Raw genomic sequence first — 20,608 nt, forward strand, 5'->3', positions numbered from 1 at the left:
TCGGGAACCTTCAGTCATTAAAAATTCCTTAGGAGGTTTACAAACTTTATTCCTCTATATACTAATATAACTTATTATTTCCATTATTTCAATATTAAAATTGAAGCTAATATCTATAATTTTATTTTATTTAAAATTATAATTCGACAGGTAATTGAGGAAATTGCACAATTAAAAAATATTTAACTTTCTCTATGTGAATAATTTTACATGATTTTAAGTGCACTTTAATAAGCCATCCAAATTTCTTGTGGATAACTTGAAAATATATAAAATTAAATTAAGCTACTGTGGATAATGTTTTTTTAGTATTTACAGCAATTGTTCCTGCAATTAATGTTATGCAATTTAGTAATTAGCCTTATGGATTCCAGAAGATCTTATATTATCTGTATTAAGATAATCCTTTAATCTACTATTACATCTTTCTATAGAGGTTCTTTTATCATAAAGACTTTGCCATTTTTCTGAGCCTCTAATAGGATAACTAAAGAATCTATGATTATTTTTATAGTTTACTTTGAGGCAATACCCATAGTTAGAGTTACTACACCAATTCATTCCATTTAAGCAGTTTATTTTGCCTACGGCATGAGGACACCTGAATTTGAGATAATCACCATCCTTGCCCCAATATGTTAATTCGTAACCTAACGAGCATATTGGATGCAGGTTATCATTCATTCTTTCAGGTGGAGCGAAGCTACCCCTCTTATTGTAAGCTATGATGGCCTGGCCTTCTGTTTCTTTGATTATGTAGTTATAGTTATCATCTATATCATATATAGAATCCATTATATAATAGCTTGGTGTAAATGCTGAACCATAGAATTCTTTAAGCTGTTTTATTAAAGGTATTGCTACAATACTATCATTTTTACTTGCAGGAGTAATGATTATATTGAGCGGAAGCTCACTTTTACAATCAGCGAGTATATGAGCCTTCCAGCCAAACCATTTAATATCATTACCATCAGTATCCTTTTTCTTTCCCCAGTTAGGGGAAATACCATCGTTCTCAATTTTAGACTTAGGTTTTGGACTTTCGAAGGAATCCAGTTTTGTAAAATCTATTGCTACTTTGGTTCCATCAATGATACCCAATTTCTTAGCTTTTAAAACTAAGTTTTTAAATTCCTCTTGCAAGTAATCAGATGAGGAAATTTTATCAAGAAATCTACTAAAGGTCGATTCAGAAGGTGCTTTTTTTAAAATATCGAAGCCACAGTAATATCTTAAAGCAGGATCTGAGTTAAGTCTTTCTACAAGACCATGTATATTTTTGATTTTCTCTAATTGCATAGCAATCAACGCATAGATAAGTTTTGATGCTTCATAGCCCTTTGGGCCTCTCTCATGGTCAGATTTAGAAAGATTTGCTTCAAAAACAGTAAAATCTAATTGGGATAAAACCATTTGAATTTTAGTTTTAGGTTGAAATTTTATTATTTCTTCGAAGGATAAAAAGGTTTCTTGTCGAATATACATAAGTAGAATTCACTCCTTTGTTGTTTTATTTTGGTGGTACTTAATATATTCGACATTTGGGGTGAATTTCCTTTTTGTATTAAGAAAAATTCAGTTATATCAATGTTTTAAAAATATGAAATTTGCTCAATTATAAAAATTTATAGTATATAACATAGTTTTTTAGAATTTTTCTTATATACTAAATCGTTCAGTTCATATAAAATTACCTGCCGAACTTAGGAGATTATATAAAAACAATATTATAGCACTATTTTAGTTATATAAAATTATCTTCCTTTTCATCATCCAATAAGCCAAGCTCACTATTATATTCACAGTTTACAAAATACATATGGTACTTTGTATCATATTCTATCTTATTTTCTTTTTTAAACCTAAAAAACTGACCAGATGTTATTGGAACACAATATCCCATTGCTTCAAAATATTGCCCATCATCTATGGCTTTCATATAATCTATTTTAAATTTAAAAGGTACAGCTTGAAATGAATCAAACATCTTATCAAATTCTTCTTCAAGCATTTCATCCTCTATCATAGGTGTTAATCTATTAACTATGTATTCAAAACTATTCTTAACATTATCAAATAATTCCTTATCTTCTGGAGAGTACCCAATTTGATAAACCTTATCAACTATATTTTGAACTTTATCCTCTTCTAAAATGTCAACCCCTCTTAAACATTCTAATGTTTTAAAAACATAATCTTGATTTCTATATACAAACTTATCCTTCTCTCCACCTACAGTAAAAATATTAACATCACATATTCCTTTCCTTCTTTTTCTGTTTACTCTACCAAATCTTTGAATTAGAGCATCACAGGGTGCTGGTTGAGTGTATAAAGTATCATAATCTATATCAAGCGATACCTCTACAACTTGAGTGGCAATCAGCAAATCGTAATTATCTATGTCCTTTTCCTTTTCTTCTCTGTCCCTCAATATAAATCTGCTGTGAAGAAGTATATACTTTATAGAAGTATCCTTCAATCTTTCTGATAAAAGCTTATAAACATTTTGTGCCTCTGAAACTGTGTTTAAAATTACAAGTACTTTTTTTCCTGATAAAACTTTTTCAACTATTTCATCAATATACTTATATACACATCCTTCTTTAATAACAACTCTATGTCGTGTAAACTCCTTTAATTCATCTTTAGGCATAGTAATAATGTTTTTTATTTCTAACTCCTCTTTAAACATATCCATTATAAATTTAGGCAAAGTAGCTGACATAATAAAAAAACTTGCACCTATTTTTTTAAGAAATTTACAAGTACACAGTAATAATGCTGTGAGCCTTGCATCATACGAATGAATTTCATCTAAAATAAAAAGTCCACCCTGCATCTCACTTATTCTCTGTTCAAATCCTTTTAGTGCAAAAAAATTCTTTATAATTTGATGAGGAGTTAAAACTTTAATAGGTCTATATATCTTTTTACTTAGATCCTGTATGCTTTTAATCTCTTTATAAGACATATCCTCATTCTTCTCAGATAAATATTTATTTAAAAAATATGATGCCTTATTATGCAAAATACCAACATTGTCCTCTCCAAAATAATTCACAAATCTTTTATAAATAGCATTTATTGAAGCTGTATAAGGTAAAACATAATACAGTCTTTTATTGCTTCTCCCCTGATTAAAGCTCCAGAGTAATGAAGCCTCTGTTTTTCCACTACCAGTTGGGGCTATTAAAAAAATATCCCCCTTTATTTTTTTGCAAGCTTCCTGTGTGTTCCTAAAAACTTTAAATCCCAACACTCTTTCTATATCTACATTGATTTTAGTAATATTATAAATATTGGCTGACGCTAAATGATCGGCCGCTGTAACAAAACCTTTTAAGAACATATATTTAATTTTATTTGTTTCATCCAAATCTTCCTTTAATTTAAGATACTTATATACACACCTTTTATATCCATCTATCAAACTATCCCTTGTTAGTTTTTTGTTAAATATATTTAGTCTATATCCTAAATATTTCTCAGACAATTCTCCTACATTATTTAAAAATTCAATTATTTTGCTCTCATCCTTTAAAAAAATATCAACTTGTTCATCAAATATTTGCTCTGCTACTTTATCCTTTGTATTGTATTTTTTTCTTAATTCATTGCAGTCCTTATGATGTGTTATAATAGCCATTACAACATCATAAATATATTCATCTTCTTTATCAATAAGTCCACATAAACTTGCAGATAATATTTCGTGCCTATAACCCCACTTTTTCCCTAAATTCATCGATTCCTGAAACCCTTTTGATATCTTACCTAAATCGTGCATAAAAATAGAAATAAATATTTTTTCAAAAAATAAGTTATCATTAATAATATTTTGAGCATCTCTATAAATCTCCCTTATATCTCTGTACACTTTTAGTGCGTTTTCTGTATGAGAAAGGAGGGTTTCCCCCTCCTTTTTAGCAAGCACAGAATCAATGTTTGCCATGCATATACACCCCAATATTTAATTCTTCATCATAATAAACTCCATCTATTTTACACTTCCTAAATTCATCAACTATATAAAAGGGTTTAACATCTACTACCTCTCTTGGTATATCTTCTGTAAAGCAGGAGGGCAGAGCTAAAACAAAGCCAAATGCCCCCTTATTAGGAAATGGAACTGTTGTACCTCCGAATAATACAGGTTCCTCTGCTTTAGTTAACTCTACTTTTCTTATACTCTCAATATATGCCAAATCTTGACTTCTTCCCAGCAAAATCTGATGTCTTGGTTCTTTAAAATATTCTTCAAATTTCACATCTTTTATATACAAATACATCTCTGGTTCAAACAATATTTCTCTTCTACAAATATTTGATTTTGCAAAAAATTTTTCATCAACCTCATATATATGTTCTAAATCAACGCACCTTCCACTACTTTTAAAAAAATACCCAACTTCAGTATTCTCTAATGTAACATATTCTCCTTTAACACACTGAAGAATTCCAAATACTGTTGATAGAGGTGGAACAGGAAGTGTTGGCTGATATCCAGAAATAAAATTAGGGTACCTAAAGGAAGCTGTCCAACCCTTAATATGAACTCTTAATACCTCCATCTAACCACCTCTTTAGTCAACGATGTTTTCTATTTCTTTTGAAAAATTAAAACAAGCATCCTTTACTGTTGATACTATCATTTTCTTTTTTGTAAAATCTTTTGATAACACAAGAAGTTCTTCCTTTAATTTATCATTAAATCCATCTGCTATTCCTATATAGATATTTGTTAATATTCTATCATCATAATCATTTAACATTTCTTTAAATGCATTAATATTAATGGTTGCATTTTCTCCATCAGTTTTTGCAATATCCATTAAGATGTGGTTACCGCCATTTATAGCAAGTAATATTATAAACCTTGGTACAATATCTGTAAGATGAGTTGTTTCTTTTGCACCACCTGTTAGATATGGAATTACCTCAATCATATCCTTTATTCTCTTTACTTTTTCTTCTTTTTTTAATTTTATTCCATCTTCTACTTTTTCAACATTCCCATTATCCTTGTATTTCTTTAAAAAATCTTCTGAAATATTTTTATAACCCGCCTTTTCTTTTTTTATAAAATAACCTGAATTATCAACATCTATTGCAAATATACCCTTTAAAACTGTTGAATAGAACTCATACTCATAGGGAACCGGATCTCCTTCGTGCCTTGACATAACAGCATAATCATTTACTATTCTCTCTGGGAAAACTGAAATCAAAGGTGAACATTTAAAGGGAGATATTCTTGTAACTGTACCACCTTCTGTCTTCATATATCCAAACATATCATCATCTTCATATTCAACTGGATTTACTTCTGTAAAAGCTATTTTTTTATCTCTTGTAATAGGTGATAAATTCCATCCTTTTTCATTTTTTAATGAATTCCTAAACCAATATCTAAAAGCCTGTGGTGAAACATACACATAACTTTCTCTTCCCTTTTTTATTTTTTTTACAATAACACAGTTATCTGTTCTTGCTCCTTCATCTGAACCTGCGTTATTTAAAATAGAATGCGGTGCATTTATATAATAAAACCCCAATACGCTTTTCATCATTTATCCTCCTCATCTTCTAAATCAGTTAAATTTCTTCCCTTAAACCATTCAAATAAATTTTCATATATTCTAAAGAGCATTATATCTTGAGATTCTCTAAAATTTCCTTCATTAACTATATAGTTAACATACTCCTCCATTGTAATTAAAGGCTTGTCTTCATTCATTTTTAGTTTGTCCTTAGTAATTTTCAACAAAACATTTGCAAATTTTGCTCTTGTATCAGCCTTTTCTAAATCATAAAGTCTATTTAATTTTTCTGTCTTCTTTATGTATTCTGATACGTTGTCTGCTAAATTTTTAATAACCTCTATTCTCTTTTCATCCAATCCCAACACCTCCTTTAAATAGAGGGAAAACATTCTAAAATCACCGATTATTTCTCTTTTTCCCTTAATAAAAAAATATCGTACTATGCTTTCATTATTTAAAAGTCTTTCATATACATTATTTCTTTGGTTTTTTATCTTTTCTTCATCATCTTCTTTTATTTTCTTTGTTAAAACATATCCCTTTTTTATTAATCTGTTCCATTCCTGCCTATTAGGCAAATAATACACCTTCTTTAAAAATTCAAACACTTTATCAGGCAATCTATATATAAAAAGTTCAGGTGCTTGATTATTATTTGTAAATTTATAAAGCATTATTTCTGAACCTTCTTCTATTTCATCTAAATATTCATCAATTAGTTTGTCTGCTATATTAAATAACGCATTCACTGCATTTGAATAGTTTTCGTTATAGCATCCTGTATAATTATTTGTAGAAATTTGTTTTTGAATATCCTTTATGCAAATTCTTGCCCAAGATTTTTGAATTGAATAATCTGATGAATGTATTAGAGCAAAATATTTTCCACACGTATAATAACTCAACGGTGATGCTTGAATAGCAAAAACACAACCTGCACAGTATCTTTCTCCGTCAATCAAATTAGAGAAAAAATTTCTAAAGCTACCAGAACCAATTAAAGGAATATATGACTTATAATATTTTGTTTTAACTTTGTTTTTACCACAAGACACACAATAATCCCCATTATCTATAGATTTTATTTCTTCAATTAAATTTTCTAAAAAACTACTATACTCTTTTTTCTTATCTTTAATAGCTGGATTAGTAACTTTGCTGTTTGGAAAAATAGAAGATAAACTTTTATTCCACTTATCTTTAAGGTATAGTTCAACTAATAAATTCTTAATCTTTTCAAGATCATTATCATCTATATCTTGTGGATTTTTCTTATTTAAATATGCCAGCATTGATGAAATGCCTGCGTCAACAAAGGGATTACCTGTATAATCAAAATACCCCAACCAATTCACCTCCTTTAATAATTTTTTCAATTTACAAAATTTATTTCCAATATAATATATTTTACATTTATTTAAAAAATCCTTCTATGTTTTATATTTATTATAAAATCTTCAACTAAATAAATACATCTATTTCATTTTTTTCTTTTCCAATGACACTTTTAGTTAACCATTTTTTATCCCTTGAAGAAAAAATAATAACTGAATCTTGTTCAGAATCAATTATTTTGTAAATCTGTGTTCTAATCCTATGAAGCTGTGCTTCAGTAACCTCTCCCTCAAATACTGAATTTTGAATCCAGTTTAAATAAGTTTTTAAAAATTTTAGTACTTTACTAACTCTTTTTTCTCCAACATCATATACAATCAAAACATACACAATTACCACCACATCTTAAATCCTTCATATTTATCTTCTTCAATTAAATGTTTAATTAGTTTATAAAGTTCAAGCCTAATTAACGTCCTGTAACTAACCTCTCTATCCAATTTCTTATGATGAATTGTTGATGAAAGCTTATTCTCATATTCTCTTAAAAACTTTTTTCTGCCTTCATCGTTTAAATAACAATACTCTAATTCTTTTAAAAAATCACTTTCCTTTATGATGCCCTCATTAATTATTTTAAATATTACTCTATCTACTATAATCGGCTTAAATATCTCTGCAACATCAAGAGCAAGAGAAAATCTTCTCTCTCCAGGTTGATGTAGATAGCTTATGGTAGGATTTAACTGAGTATTGTATATTTCACCTAATACGGTTGTATACATAACAGAGTTTCCAAAAGAAATTAAGGCGTTCATAGGATTATTAGGTGGTCTTTTTACCCTTTCTTTAAATTCAAATCTTTCGCCTATTATAATTGGTATAGATTCATAATATAGCTGTCTTATGTTACCTTCTATACCCATTATAGTTGGTATATCAAAAGCTGTTAAAAGGTTCTGCCTTAGTTTTTCTATTTTTTCTATGATTTCTTTTAGTTTTATATCCTTATCCTCATAATGTTTTATATTCTTTACTATATTGTAACTTGCAGAATAAAGTATTTCTCTTGCTATATAACATCTTTTTTCATTATCTATGTTGTGCTTTGCTTGTTGTATAATCAGGTATCCCGAATTATATTTTTCCCTCGGATAAAACGTACCTGAATAATATCCATAATAGTTAAAAATATGTGCCATTATATTATTCTGTGATAAGAAATTAAGTGCTTTTGTATTCATATCTACTTCACCATAAATTAAAACACTCTCTACATCATTAACTGGTATAGCTTTTGAACCCTGTTCAGTTTCAAAATATAGAGTATTATCTTTTCTTTTTAGTCTGCCACTATTCATAATGTAATAATTTCTTTTCATATAACCACTCCTTAACAAAAACACAATTCATAGTAACTACACTTTTTACATTTATGGGTAAACTCTGGCTTTGGTGGAATATTTAATTGTTTTATATAATTAATCTGATTAAGTAAATTTTGTATATCATCATAAGCTTTTTCATCATATACTATTGTTTCTGTCCTTCTTTCTTGAGGGTAGTGTACTACCCCCTTGCTACATTGAATACCTTTCTGTCTTAAATAGTAAATATAATAAAGTATCTGATATTTTGTAGCCTGTTCTTCTGCTCTGCTCATTTTTATTTCGTGTATTGCTAAGTCTTTATCAATATAATCAATTCTTATTGTTTCATCGATTAATAACTCTGTTTTTTTTCCTTCTAATTTATCATCGTGTACTTGCTTACCTATTTCTACCTTGTTTGAATTATGCTCCATAGTTAAACCTTTTGAGTAAAACCAAAGTTTCCTTTTACATACTAATAAATAATTAATTTCTACTCCTGTAGCTCTTAAATCTATTGCAGGTACTTCCATTTTATCCCTCCTTTTCATTAAATTTATTGCCCTTTTTTTATTTTTTAAACATAAAAAAAGGGCAACTTAAAAAAGTTGCTCTTTAAAAAAGTTTCAATTCCAATATGGTCCGATTTAAACGAAGTATATGCAGACCAAATAGCCTTCTTGTAAAAGGGTTTCAATTCCAATATGGTCCGATTTAAACCATCCCATTTTCTTTAAACATAATTGAAACCGCTGTTGTTTCAATTCCAATATGGTCCGATTTAAACTTTTTTGGATCACCTTCTTTTATCTTTCTTAGTATTGTTTCAATTCCAATATGGTCCGATTTAAACATATTTTATTGATAAAGGATACAAACAGTTTAAATTGTTTCAATTCCAATATGGTCCGATTTAAACTATTTGTGAGTTGTTTTCGGCAACCTTAATCTCGATGTTTCAATTCCAATATGGTCCGATTTAAACCCGTTATGGAAGTCGCATTTTTTAAAGGTTCTCCATATATGAATACCCAATTTTTTTCGGGAACCTTCAGTCATTAAAAAATCCATAGGAGGTTTACAAACTTTATTCCTCTATATTCTAATATAACTTATTATTTCCATTATTTCAATATTAAAATTTACTTAAAATTATGTTTATATAATTTAAGTTATATTTTTAATAAAAAATTCTCTACATAAAATAGAGAATTTGTAATTTTACCTTATACATTTTAATATTTTCCCAAACATTCAATCATACCAAAACCAAGACTATTTCTATCACCTAATCCACATTCATAGGCTATTTCTATAAGTTCAGGATTACCTATAATCTCACAATCAGTTAAATATCCTTTAATGTTTATCCCATTTTTATATTTTATAAGTTTTCCTTTTGTGTTCTTCCCAAAGTTAATATCAAATCTTATATCGTCTGGCAACTTTTTATGTATTATCTCATACTTAGCAAGTACATTTCTTCTTATATTTTCAATAAATCTTTCATCTTCTATATATAAATCTCTTTTTAAAAGCCTTCCATCTTCCTTTAATAAAGCTGTTGACATAGTTATAGGTGATATAGTTTTGAATCTCATTCTTTCTTTAAATTCTGGTATTGGAGGTATCGATATTCCATCTACCTTTAATTTCGCTGAACCTAATTTTATCTCCTCTTTAAAAAGGATAGATTTAACAAGATATTCAATAAACTCAGAAAAAGGAGATGATATAGAAAGTTTTACATTTCCACTAAATATTATTCTTTCTTTTTCAATTTTATAATTTTCAAAAAATAAATTAGAGAAAGTAAACATCTTATAATTTTTGTAATTACATCTAAACCCTTCATTGTGGAGTTTATTAGCCATATCTTCGTTTATTTCTTTCAAACAGCTATATATAAACGCTGAAATATAATAATTATAATTGATATCTAACAACTGTTGGTCCTTTGAATTTAAATTTAAAATAATTCTCATCTTAACCTCCTATTATTCAACAGTTTTCCATAATAATATAAATTCTTATCCTATTACACTAACTCCATCTAATTAATCTTTTAATAAATTTGTTTTTTCATCTCACCCACGTAATTATATTCTTTTTAAAATTCTAATTTCCTGCATAATATTTCAAAAAAATTTAAAAAAGTGACTTTGAAAATTTTAGTATAAAGTCACTTTTTGCCTTTTTATTCAGCTAAACTATTTGCTTCATATGCCTGCTTTAGGTTTTCATAGAATTGGGCTTCTCCTGTTTTTATATATGGAATAAGCCATAAGAATCCTATTCCTACTGTTAAGATACATAGTATTGCCCATCCTATAAAGCTAAGTTGTAATAGGAATAGTTTTCCCTTAAATCCCTTCATCATTTGTTTACTTCTTCTTAATGCCTCCATAGCACCAATTCCAGGATTATCCTTTATAATATAAAATGTTAAAGAATAACTATATGCTGCAATGATTCCAGGTATAATTAAAAGTAATGACCATAGGAATATAAAAATTGACATTAATAATTGTGCTAAAAATGCCGTTGCAAAGTTTTTAAAACCATCAAACAGATTTTCAAGTTCTAATGGCTCATTTCTTACAAGTCTTAAAAAACTACTTGCTAAACCTAAGGCAAAGGGCCCACCAATAAGTAAACCAAATATCCACCCAATATACGGGATTGCTCCTGGAATACCTGGAAGTAATGAACCGAGAAAGCAAACAAGTATTGCCATACCCCAGTTGCCCTTTAGTCTCTGTCTTGCATCAAATTTTAATTCAGCATTGCTTTTGATTAGTGAATAATTTACGTTCATACCCATCCTCTTTGTCAAAAAACTGTCTACGATTATAACATAAGTAGTAACTAATTATAATATTTTCTACATATTAAAACATAAACCCCTATTTACATTTATTTAATAATAAATGTAAATAGGGGTTATTTTTATCTTTATCATCTTATCATCTTATCTAATCTATATTAGGATTAACATATTTTTATTCTCTCTCCAACTTTAATTTCCTTTAAAATTTCCTCCTCTGCCTCTACTACAAAGTATGCACCTTTTTCATAGGCTATTTTTCTCTTGGGTAGTCCCTCTATCTTTTTTATAACCACCATATTTTTATCTAAAAAAAGAACGTCAATCTTAAATCTCATAAAAAAAGTATGAATGCTATTGCAGGGTTTAAAAAGAATTGCCTCATAATGGGGCTTTTTTCTAAACATATATCCTAATAGTCTATCTTTGAAATTATTTGCAAAATAAACTCTACATATTTCTCTATCCTTATATATTAGCTTTTTCATATTTATCACCTTAAAAAGAAATTATATAGCTTTATAAATGCAGGTCCAAGAATTATAACAAATATTGTAGGAAATATAAAAAATACAAGAGGAAATAGCATCTTTATAGGTGCCTTCATTGCATTTTCTCTTGCTGCCTGTTTTCTCTGCTCCCTTAAATTTGCAGACTCTATTCTCAAAACCTTACCTAAACTTACACCAAGTTCATCTGCCTGAATTAAAGAAGTAACAAAGCTGGAGAGCTCCTTTACATCACATCTTTGACTTAAACTTTTTAAAGCTGTTTTTCTCTGTATTCCCATCCTTATTTCCTTTAAGGTTTTAGCAAACTCATCACTTAAATCTCCCTTTATATTATCTACTACCTTTGCTATTGCACCATCAAAGGAAAGTCCAGCCTCAACGCTCACAGTTATCAAATCAAGAACATAGGGTAAATCCCTTAATATGTTCTTCTTTCTTCTTTTTACCCTTACTGAAAGATTAAAACTAAATAGATAGCTTGTTAAAATCCCAATAAAAAGAGCTATTATGAGAGAATTTAATATGCTGTTGGATAAAAGATAAAAAAGGATATAGGAAAATAAAAAGGAGATTATAGTGGATACAGTTTTAATAAATATCCATCTTCCTATGTCATTTTTATGATATCCTGCCAGCTCTAACCTTTTGTTTAACCTGTTTATCTTGTTTTCGGGAGTAAACTTTAAAAAGAAATTAAATAAAATAAGATAAAGAGGAACTACAGCTCTCTCTAAAAAGGATTTATCCGAAAGTTCATCTAATTTGACATCCTCCTTAATCTTATCTAATCTCCCCTTTAGTGTTATTTTATTTCTTAAAGCTATCATAAAAATTAAATTTATAACACAAAAGGCTGATAAAAAGGATAGAAGTAGTATTAAAAAAAGCATAGTCCCACCTCTATAATTCAACGTTTATTATTTTCATTATCATAAAAATGCCTATAAGTTCAAATATAAAAGAAAAAATAACCATTCCTAAGCCTATCTTCGTTGTAAAAAGAAGCATTATATATTCCCTATTAAATAAGTAAATAACTACTCCTAAAAATAAAGGAAGAAGAGAAATAATTGCTCCTGTAAGTTTTCCCTGTGCCGTTAAGGTCTTTAGTTCATTTTTTATCTTCTGACGCTCTCTTATTGTTTCTGTGATATTATCTAATATTTCTGCAAGGTTTCCTCCTATATCCTTTTGAATTAATATGGCATTTATAAGGAGATTCAAATCCTCCGATGTAACCCTTCTTTGAAGATTATAAAAGGCCTCCTGCTCTGACAATCCAAGGCTCATCTCCTTTAAAAGCCTTTTGAACTCCTTCCCTAAGGGCTCCTTTACCTGTTCCCCTACAACTGAAACTGCCTGCAAAAATGAATACCCTGCCTTTAGGGAATTAGAAACTATAACTATTGCTTCAGAAAGCTGACTATCAAACTTTTTTATTCTATCTATTTTTCTCTTAAGCATAATAAGTGTTGGTAGAGACCACGAGGAGAAGGATAATGATACTGATACTATTATGTTTTTAGACAACAAATATAGGGTTATCCCCGTTATTAATGAAATTAATATTTTAATAACAACAAGTTCGTTGTAGGTTAATGGCAAATCTGACCTTATAAGTTCAAGTTCAACATACTCCCTTATCCTGCCATTGAACTTGAAGTTTGGTATAAGCTTTGACAAGGATTTTATAAAATTAAATTTTTCCTTTTTAACTTCAGAGTTTAATTCAACATATTCCTCATCAAAGTGTTTTAACTTGTCCACCGTCTTAACTTGATTAAATGCTAACATAGATAAAGAATAAAAAATTGAAAAGGAAAGTAGAAAAATCAAAGTTAGTAATAGAAACATATCATCACTTCCAAACTACATAAATATTTCTTGTGGAATGTTTATTCCCTTTTCCTTAAGCTTTTGAATAAACTTTGGCATAACTCCTGTAAAAACAAAATCTCCCTTTACCTTACCCTTGTTGTCAACTCCTCTTTGTTCAAATCTAAATATATCCTGAAGTATTATTACATCCCCCTCCATACCCTGAACCTCAGTTATGTGGGTTATTTTTCTACTTCCATCCATAAGCCTTGACTGCTGTATTATAACATCTATTGCTGATGCAATTTGATCTCTTATTGCTCTAACAGGTAAATTCATACCCGACATTAAAACCATTGTTTCAAGTCTTGATAGCATATCCCTTGGAGAATTTGCGTGCCCTGTTGTAAGGGAACCATCGTGACCTGTATTCATAGCCTGAAGCATATCGAGGGCCTCACCTGATCTTACCTCTCCCACAACAATTCTATCCGGCCTCATTCTTAGACTGTTTTTAACAAGGTCTCTTATTGTTATCTCTCCTTTACCCTCAAGGTTTGCAGGCCTTGTTTCAAGCCTTACAACGTGCTCTTGAGATAGCTGAAGTTCTGCTGCATCCTCTATTGTTATTATTCTTTCTTCGTTTGGTATAAAGGATGATAAAACATTAAGGGTTGTTGTTTTACCACTTCCTGTACCACCAGATACAACAATATTGAGCCTTCCTTGAACACATATTTTCAAAAACTCAGCCATTTTAGTATTTAAAGTGCCAAACCTTATTAAATCTTCAACTGTAAAGGGGTCATCTGAGAACTTTCTTATAGTAATTGATGGCCCGTCTATTGCAAGAGGAGGAATTATTGCATTAACTCTTGAGCCATTTGGAAGTCTTGCATCCACCATAGGAGAACTTTCATCAATTCTTCTTCCAAGTGGAGATACTATCTTCTTTATAACGTGCATTACGTGGTCGTCATTTTTAAACTTTGCATCTGTCAAGGTAAGCTTCCCATTTCTTTCTACATATATCTTATTTGGACCGTTTACCATAATTTCTGTAACACTTGCATCCTTTAGAAACTGTGTAATAGGTCCAAAACCTATTATCTCATCTATAAGTTCCTCCCTTATCTTCTTTTTTTGGGAGCTTGTTAAATTTAATGACTCCTCCTCAATATTTTTTAAGATTAATGCATTAATCTTTTGTGTTACCTCATCATTTTCCTCTGATATATCCTTGAAATTTATATCAAGTTCCTCTATTACTTTGTTCTGTATTTTAGATTTTAATTTTACATAAGGATCTATTTCCTTTTCTATTTTATTCTGCCTCGTTTCTATATTTTTTTCTTCAAGCCTTTTAATAAGAGACATATAATTGCCCCCTTTATATCTCAAGTTGTCTGCATAGAGTTTCTATTGATTTTTCTATCTTAGATTTTAAAAACTTACTACCCTCAATAAAGGGTTTACCTGTGTTTATTGAGTTTATAACGGTCTTTTCATCATCTGATATAGTTAAAAATATACTCTCCTTAAATACCTCCTCCGCCTCTTTTTTACCTATTCCATAGTCAGTTTTGAACCTATTTACAACAACCTTAACCTTATTTTTGTCGTACCCTAAGGATCTCATAACTTGAAGTCCAAGCTTTGTGTTTTTTAAAGAAGCTAAATCCATATTTGAAATAAACAGTATATAGTCGGAAATGTCTAATATATAAAGCGTTATTTCACTGAAATTAACCCCCGTATCAACCACTACAACATCATAATGCCTCTTTAATGTATTCAATATATTTTCTACTATTTCTTTGCTTATATATTCAGAGGCTTCAGGCTTTTTAGGTGCAAACATTATATCTAAATTTTTATTGTAATTATATAGATAAGATTTTATACTGCTTATTGAATCTATGTTTTCATCATCAACCACATCAAGTATTGTCTTTGCATCAACAGCATCAACAAATATGGATATATCTCCAAACATTAAATCTAAATCCATAAGAAGCACCTTTTTATTTTTGCTTAATTCAATTGCTGCATTTACTGCTAATGTAGTCTTTCCTACTCCCCCCTTTGAACTAAAAAAGGTTATAATCTTCCCATCCCTTGAATCTATTTCACTTTCTTTTATATTCTTGTATCTATCATAGGTCAGTTTAATAGTATTTACTAAAGTGTCATAATTGAAGGGCTTTATAATATACTCCTTCGCCCCATAAAACATAGCCTTTCTTAAATATTCACTTTCCCCTTGAACAGACATAATAATCACAATTACATCTTTAAATTGTGACGTTATCCTTTCTGTTGCCTCAAGTCCATTTAAAATAGGCATATTTATATCCATTAAAACAACATCAGGTTTTAACTTTTTTATTTTTTCTATTGCATCTTCTCCATCTAATGCCTCTCCTACTATTTCAAAATCCTCTTCAAATTCTATTATTTTTTTACGATATCCCTTGTTTCTTTAACGTCATCTGCAATCAATATCTTTATTTTATTCATACTATCACTCCTACTTTTTAGAAACAGGAACCTTTATAATCATATTAGGAACTATTATATTTTCATCCTTTATATTGTTTATCTCCTTTAACAGGTCATAGTTATCAGGATGTCCATAGAAGACTCTACTTATATTTCTTAACGTATCTCCCTTTTTTACCTTATAGTAGATATATTTTTCTTCTTTATTTATAAAAAAATCCGCTTCTACTGCTCCATTTGAGTTTATTATATCTGTACTTTTATTTGCTCTAAGGGAAAGTTTAATTTTCCCTATATCCTCTGCAAGAACAAGCTTTTCTACATCCTGTGCAGGAACCTGAAGAGTTACAAAAAATCTTGTAGGTATCTTCCCATCATCCTTTGGATTGTTTTGTCTTGTCATATTTCTATCAACTGCTAAAACCTTTATGTTTTGGAGTATAACCTTTGCAATGTCACTTCTTATTACTCTATTGTTCTCCCTCTTCTCTGATAAAAATACAATAACATCAACATAATCACCTGGCTTTAGAAGGTATGATACACCAGTATCACCTGTAACACTTACTGAAAGTGCCCTATAATTTTCATCTATATTAAAACTTAACTCGTCTATTTTCTCACTCTGAAGTTTGCCAATAAGTATTATCTCATCCTTTATGATGTTCTCCTTTGCAAATTTTCCTAAAACTAAAGAATAATCCCTAATATATCCCTGCTGAAGGCTATCCTTTGGTAATTCAATCTCCCTCAACATCTTTTTTTCTATAACAGTCCCCTTTGGTATGTTAGTGTTTGCAACTAAAACCTTAACAAAGTATCGGTTTTCCTTTTTTGAGCCTAATTTACCTATATACATATACACTAAAAAAGTTACCAGTATTGATAATATAAAGGAAAACAACAAAAGCCTCCTAAAATAACTGTTCATCTTATCACCTACCTTGAAAGCTTAACACCATAAACTCCTGTGTCATTTAGTGTCATATCAATTTCTGCATTTGTTACATATTTTATAAATCTCCCTTGAATTTCTGCCTTGCCAGAGTTTTTATTTATATCCTCAACGAAAAACTGTGCAAATCCAACAACCAAAACCATCTTTCTACCATCAACCTCCATCGTATTTACAAGTGGTATTGTCCATAGTCGTATAGAATCCCTCTTATAATTCTCAAAGGTACTATTTTCTGAGTTAATATAGTTTTTTAAATCGTTAACAACCCCAGCCATATTACCTGGTTCTGTATCAAGCATATCTCCAACATTTATAACACCATCATAGCCATACATTGCATTTATATAAAAAACATTAGCCCCCTGCCCTCCTATTGCAAGCACATTGTAATTTCCGTGATATCCATCCCCCGCCTCCTCTTTTAGCGTAACTAAATCACCATAGGTAAAGTCATATGCAACAACCCCAAAGGGTCTAACCCCTCCTTTTACGGATTTTGCTGGTCCTAAAATCGCCTTAGATTTTGAAGAAACAATACTTTTGTTGATACCAAAAATTTTTGCAAATATATGATTTACCTGCTTTTTTGCCCTAATTTCAATACTTTTATTATCCTCTGATATAGCTATTTCTGCCTTTGTGGCGTCTACCCCATTTTTTTCAAGATATTCCTTTGCAATCTCTTCTGCCCTTTGAGGATTTATAGGGAGTTCTAATGCTGCTGATAGGCAGGCTGAATCAATTGCATTTTCAAGCTTTATTTTTTCTGCATAAACTATCCCAACATCTATAACATAGGCGGAAAAAGATAAAAGTGCAGCAAACATAATAAGTATTATTATGGCTGCATTTCCCCTTTTTTTCATTAAAATCACCTTCATTCAACTCTCATTGCTGTTTCTGCTGTAAGTTCTACTTGGTTTCCTAATATGTTTTTTATTATCGGTATTATAAGGTCATATTCATATTCCACCCTAACCCTTAAGGTCTCACCCGGTCTTCTATTAGAATCATTTGGAGTTATTATAACATTCAGTTTATTAGTATCTATATGAGAGGCACTACTGTATACTGCTTGAACTATTTCGTTATCATCTGCCCCCAAAATTCCAAGCCTTGCACCTTCCCTTGATGCATTTTGAATTGTTAGATAAGAATTTAGCATTATACCAAATTCTGATATACCCATAACAATTAGTAAAAGTATTGGAAGTAATATTGCAAATTCAAGTAATGCTTGTCCTTTTTTTCTATACTTCATAGCATCTCCTCTTTTTAAAGAAATAGATATGCACTATGCATATCTATTTCTTTTTTATTTAATTAGCCTAATTGTTGTGTTATTTCTTGGAATTTTTGTGCTATTGCAGGTCCAAGAAGTACTAATGCCCCGATAACAACTACAGCTATAAGTGCAACAAGCAATGCATATTCAACCATACCTTGTCCCTTCGTCTTTCTTGAAGCCATAAGATTAAATAATGTTCTAATCATATATATAACCTCCCTTAATAATATTCGCTTTTGTTTTTGTTAATTTAATTATATTTTAGATAGAGTCTATAAAGTAGATAGCAAAGGTACTAAAATAGAAGTACCTTAGGCATAAAAAAATAGGGACTTAAGTCCCTACTGTTCGTACTTTCCTTTATAATACTCCTCTATATTATTCTGTACTGCTAAAAGTGCTGCCTGTACTCTATCGTGAACCCCCATCTTAAAAAATAGATTTGTAGCATAATTTTTAACTGTTTTCTCGGATAAAAAAAGCTTTTCTGCTATCTCTTTATTACTAAATCCCCTTGATATATAAAGCAGAACCTCAACTTCACGCTTTGAAAGCTTATCAAATATACAAATCCTTTCTTCTTTGCTCTTTATTCTGCTAAATATTAAAGACACTAAAGATTTATCTATATATTTTTCTCCACTATATACAGTATTTATCGCCTCAACTATCTCATCTGATGCAGAATCCTTCAAAATATACCCATCTGCACCAACCTCTATTGCTTCAAAAAGGGTGTTTCTGTCGCTTTCAACTGTTAGTATAATAGTTTTTATATCTATATTTTTACTCTTAATATTTTTTAAAACATCAATACCAGTAAGGTTTGGCATATTAATATCTAATAGGGCAACATCTATTTTATTTTTTAAAATATATTCTAATGCTTCCTTACCATCCCTACATTTAAATTCTATCTTCATATTTTCTTCAAGGCTAATTATCTTTTCAAGCCCTTCCCTTATAAGCGTATGGTCATCAGCAATAAGTATTTTAATCATCCTTAATTACCCCCCCTATTAACAGGAAGTTTAATTTTAAACTTGGTGCCTACTCCCTTTTTAGATTCAAGTTCAAATTCTCCCTGAAGTTGATTTACTCTTTCTATTATTCCTAAAAGTCCATAGTTTGTCCCCTGTGTTTTAACCTTCTTTAGTGTTTCTTCTACGTCAAAGCCTACACCATCATCACTTACAACAATCATAAGATACTTAAGTCCATAATCAAGTTTTACCTCTACATTTTTTGCCTTGGAATGTTTCTTTACGTTGTTTAGTATCTCTTGAATTATCCTATAAACTGCAACCTGTATTATAGGTTCTATTTCATCATCTATTGGTTTTATTTTAAGTTCAATTTTTATATCCTTCTCCTCTTTTATGGATTTTACATATTCCTGTATTGTATGAGCTAATCCTAAATCATCAAGGGACATAGGTCTTAGGTCGAATATTATTGCTCTAATCTCCTTAAGTGCAGTCTTTAAAACTTCCTTAAGCTCTGAAAGCTCCATCATTCCCTTATCTAAATCCTTTTCAATTACTTTTTTAGCAAAATCTATTCTCATAACTGCAGATGCTACATATTGTGCAGGTCCATCGTGTATATCCCTTGCAATTCTTTTTCTTTCATCTTCTTGAGCTTCAAGTATCTTTATGCCCACTAACATTTCCGACTCTTTATCATCTAAATTCAACGTTGACAATGCTTCACCCTCAAGGTACTTTAATGCAACAGTTATTTGACTTATAGCCTTTTGTGCATTGTTTATGTTTTCTCCAAGTTTTTTTAGCTGAATCTCTAATCTATCTCTTTTATCCCTTAAGGATTTTTCTTCATTTCGTTTAGTAAGAAGTTTTAGCCTAACCTCATAGGCCTTATCGTATACTTCCTTTATATCTTTTTCTGTGTACTTATCAAATCTACTTGAAACTTCAGATAGGGACTGCCTCATTTTCTTATCTAATTTCTCCAGTTCATCCACTTCCTCTATAATTTCAGCTATCTTATCCTTAAGCTGTTTTATTTCTATAATTAATTCAGCCTCTTCTTTTTTCACATTGTCTATGATGTTTATTATCATCTCTTTACTGTTGCTTATTTGTTCTATTATTCTCTTTATTATTTCATTTATTTCACTTATTTCTGTGCCCCTTCTTTTCATTTAAACCACTCGCTTTTTAAATATAATTTTTAATTACATTATAACATTAATTATATTTTTATCAATTATCCAATTTTATTTCATAATTTAAAAGTTTTTAATAAAAAACACAGATTGTTGACAAACCTGTTTGTTAGCTAAAATATGAAAAAGCCCCATGAAAGGATTTTATTTGGCTCTTTCATAAGCTTTAGCAATTATTGCTTTTCGACTTTGAAAAAGTCCGTAATTCGGCACAGGACGTGCCGAGCCGAGCGGCCATCAGGACGATGGCATCGCGAGGGT

The 20,608-nt window shown here is 29.9% G+C and carries 21 protein-coding genes and 1 CRISPR repeat array; all 21 genes read right to left on the minus strand.

Annotated elements, in window-relative coordinates; all coding sequences use genetic code 11:
- Positions 1-348 precede the first annotated feature (348 nt).
- The 21 genes from JG776_RS09535 to JG776_RS09635 all read right to left on the minus strand — a co-directional run bounded on the left by JG776_RS09535 (position 349) and on the right by JG776_RS09635 (position 20,323).
- Positions 349-1,488 (minus strand): transposase, encoded by a 1,140-nt coding sequence (locus JG776_RS09535; protein ID WP_291966937.1) that lies wholly within the window; start codon positions 1,486-1,488, stop codon positions 349-351.
- Positions 1,489-1,747: 259 nt separating this feature from the next.
- A complete protein-coding gene (gene cas3, locus JG776_RS09540; protein WP_291966938.1) occupies positions 1,748-3,958 on the minus strand; it encodes a CRISPR-associated helicase Cas3' in 2,211 nt (736 codons plus the stop codon).
- Positions 3,945-4,577, minus strand: coding sequence for a type I-B CRISPR-associated protein Cas5b (cas5b, locus tag JG776_RS09545; RefSeq protein ID WP_291966939.1), 633 nt, complete (start codon positions 4,575-4,577; stop codon positions 3,945-3,947). The genes cas3 and cas5b overlap by 14 nt, the downstream gene beginning before the upstream one ends.
- Positions 4,578-4,589: 12 nt before the next feature.
- Complete coding sequence (cas7i, locus tag JG776_RS09550) at positions 4,590-5,573, minus strand: type I-B CRISPR-associated protein Cas7/Cst2/DevR (RefSeq protein ID WP_291966940.1); 984 nt, start codon at positions 5,571-5,573, stop codon at positions 4,590-4,592.
- Entirely contained in the window at positions 5,573-6,895 is a 1,323-nt protein-coding gene (gene cas8a1, locus JG776_RS09555; protein WP_291966941.1) for a type I-B CRISPR-associated protein Cas8b1/Cst1, read from the minus strand. The genes cas7i and cas8a1 overlap by 1 nt, the downstream gene beginning before the upstream one ends.
- A 115-nt stretch (positions 6,896-7,010) precedes the next feature.
- Positions 7,011-7,274 carry a CRISPR-associated endonuclease Cas2 gene (gene cas2 / locus JG776_RS09560; RefSeq protein WP_291966942.1) on the minus strand — a complete coding sequence of 88 codons (264 nt, stop codon included), beginning with the start codon at positions 7,272-7,274 and terminating at the stop codon, positions 7,011-7,013.
- A gap of 2 nt (positions 7,275-7,276) precedes the next feature.
- On the minus strand, positions 7,277-8,266 hold the full coding sequence (gene cas1b, locus JG776_RS09565; RefSeq protein WP_073249384.1) for a type I-B CRISPR-associated endonuclease Cas1b: 990 nt from the start codon (positions 8,264-8,266) through the stop codon (positions 7,277-7,279).
- Positions 8,267-8,277: 11 nt separating this feature from the next.
- Positions 8,278-8,787 carry a CRISPR-associated protein Cas4 gene (gene cas4 / locus JG776_RS09570; RefSeq protein ID WP_084106717.1) on the minus strand — a complete coding sequence of 170 codons (510 nt, stop codon included), beginning with the start codon at positions 8,785-8,787 and terminating at the stop codon, positions 8,278-8,280.
- A gap of 90 nt (positions 8,788-8,877) precedes the next feature.
- Positions 8,878-9,239: a CRISPR direct-repeat array (repeat unit 30 nt; unit sequence GTTTCAATTCCAATATGGTCCGATTTAAAC).
- Positions 9,240-9,489: 250 nt separating this feature from the next.
- A complete protein-coding gene (gene cas6, locus JG776_RS09575; RefSeq protein WP_291966944.1) occupies positions 9,490-10,239 on the minus strand; it encodes a CRISPR-associated endoribonuclease Cas6 in 750 nt (249 codons plus the stop codon).
- Between the two features lie 212 nt (positions 10,240-10,451).
- Positions 10,452-11,072, minus strand: a complete 621-nt coding sequence (locus tag JG776_RS09580) for a DUF975 family protein (RefSeq protein ID WP_291966946.1) — start codon at positions 11,070-11,072, stop codon at positions 10,452-10,454.
- Between the two features lie 173 nt (positions 11,073-11,245).
- Positions 11,246-11,569 carry a DUF192 domain-containing protein gene (locus tag JG776_RS09585; protein WP_291966947.1) on the minus strand — a complete coding sequence of 108 codons (324 nt, stop codon included), beginning with the start codon at positions 11,567-11,569 and terminating at the stop codon, positions 11,246-11,248.
- 5 nt (positions 11,570-11,574) lie between these two features.
- Entirely contained in the window at positions 11,575-12,483 is a 909-nt protein-coding gene (locus tag JG776_RS09590; protein WP_291966949.1) for a type II secretion system F family protein, read from the minus strand.
- A 10-nt stretch (positions 12,484-12,493) separates the two neighbouring features.
- Positions 12,494-13,447, minus strand: a complete 954-nt coding sequence (locus tag JG776_RS09595) for a type II secretion system F family protein (RefSeq protein ID WP_291966950.1) — start codon at positions 13,445-13,447, stop codon at positions 12,494-12,496.
- A 15-nt stretch (positions 13,448-13,462) separates the two neighbouring features.
- Entirely contained in the window at positions 13,463-14,788 is a 1,326-nt protein-coding gene (locus tag JG776_RS09600) for a CpaF family protein (protein ID WP_027309521.1), read from the minus strand.
- Between the two features lie 13 nt (positions 14,789-14,801).
- Positions 14,802-15,869 (minus strand): response regulator, encoded by a 1,068-nt coding sequence (locus JG776_RS09605; RefSeq protein WP_366934201.1) that lies wholly within the window; start codon positions 15,867-15,869, stop codon positions 14,802-14,804.
- Between the two features lie 72 nt (positions 15,870-15,941).
- Positions 15,942-16,817, minus strand: a complete 876-nt coding sequence (cpaB, locus tag JG776_RS09610; protein WP_291966951.1) for a Flp pilus assembly protein CpaB — start codon at positions 16,815-16,817, stop codon at positions 15,942-15,944.
- Between the two features lie 35 nt (positions 16,818-16,852).
- Complete coding sequence (locus JG776_RS09615; RefSeq protein ID WP_291966952.1) at positions 16,853-17,737, minus strand: Tad domain-containing protein; 885 nt, start codon at positions 17,735-17,737, stop codon at positions 16,853-16,855.
- A gap of 11 nt (positions 17,738-17,748) precedes the next feature.
- Positions 17,749-18,132 carry a TadE family protein gene (locus tag JG776_RS09620; protein WP_291966954.1) on the minus strand — a complete coding sequence of 128 codons (384 nt, stop codon included), beginning with the start codon at positions 18,130-18,132 and terminating at the stop codon, positions 17,749-17,751.
- A gap of 62 nt (positions 18,133-18,194) precedes the next feature.
- Positions 18,195-18,365 carry a Flp family type IVb pilin gene (locus JG776_RS09625; protein ID WP_291966956.1) on the minus strand — a complete coding sequence of 57 codons (171 nt, stop codon included), beginning with the start codon at positions 18,363-18,365 and terminating at the stop codon, positions 18,195-18,197.
- Between the two features lie 135 nt (positions 18,366-18,500).
- Positions 18,501-19,160 (minus strand): response regulator transcription factor, encoded by a 660-nt coding sequence (locus JG776_RS09630; RefSeq protein ID WP_291966958.1) that lies wholly within the window; start codon positions 19,158-19,160, stop codon positions 18,501-18,503.
- Positions 19,161-19,162: 2 nt separating this feature from the next.
- Positions 19,163-20,323 carry a sensor histidine kinase gene (locus tag JG776_RS09635; protein WP_291966960.1) on the minus strand — a complete coding sequence of 387 codons (1,161 nt, stop codon included), beginning with the start codon at positions 20,321-20,323 and terminating at the stop codon, positions 19,163-19,165.
- Positions 20,324-20,608: the final 285 nt, after the last annotated feature.

The organism is Caloramator sp. (assembly GCF_020054765.1).
Classification (GTDB): Bacteria; Bacillota; Clostridia; order Clostridiales; family Caloramatoraceae; genus Thermobrachium; species Thermobrachium proteoclasticum.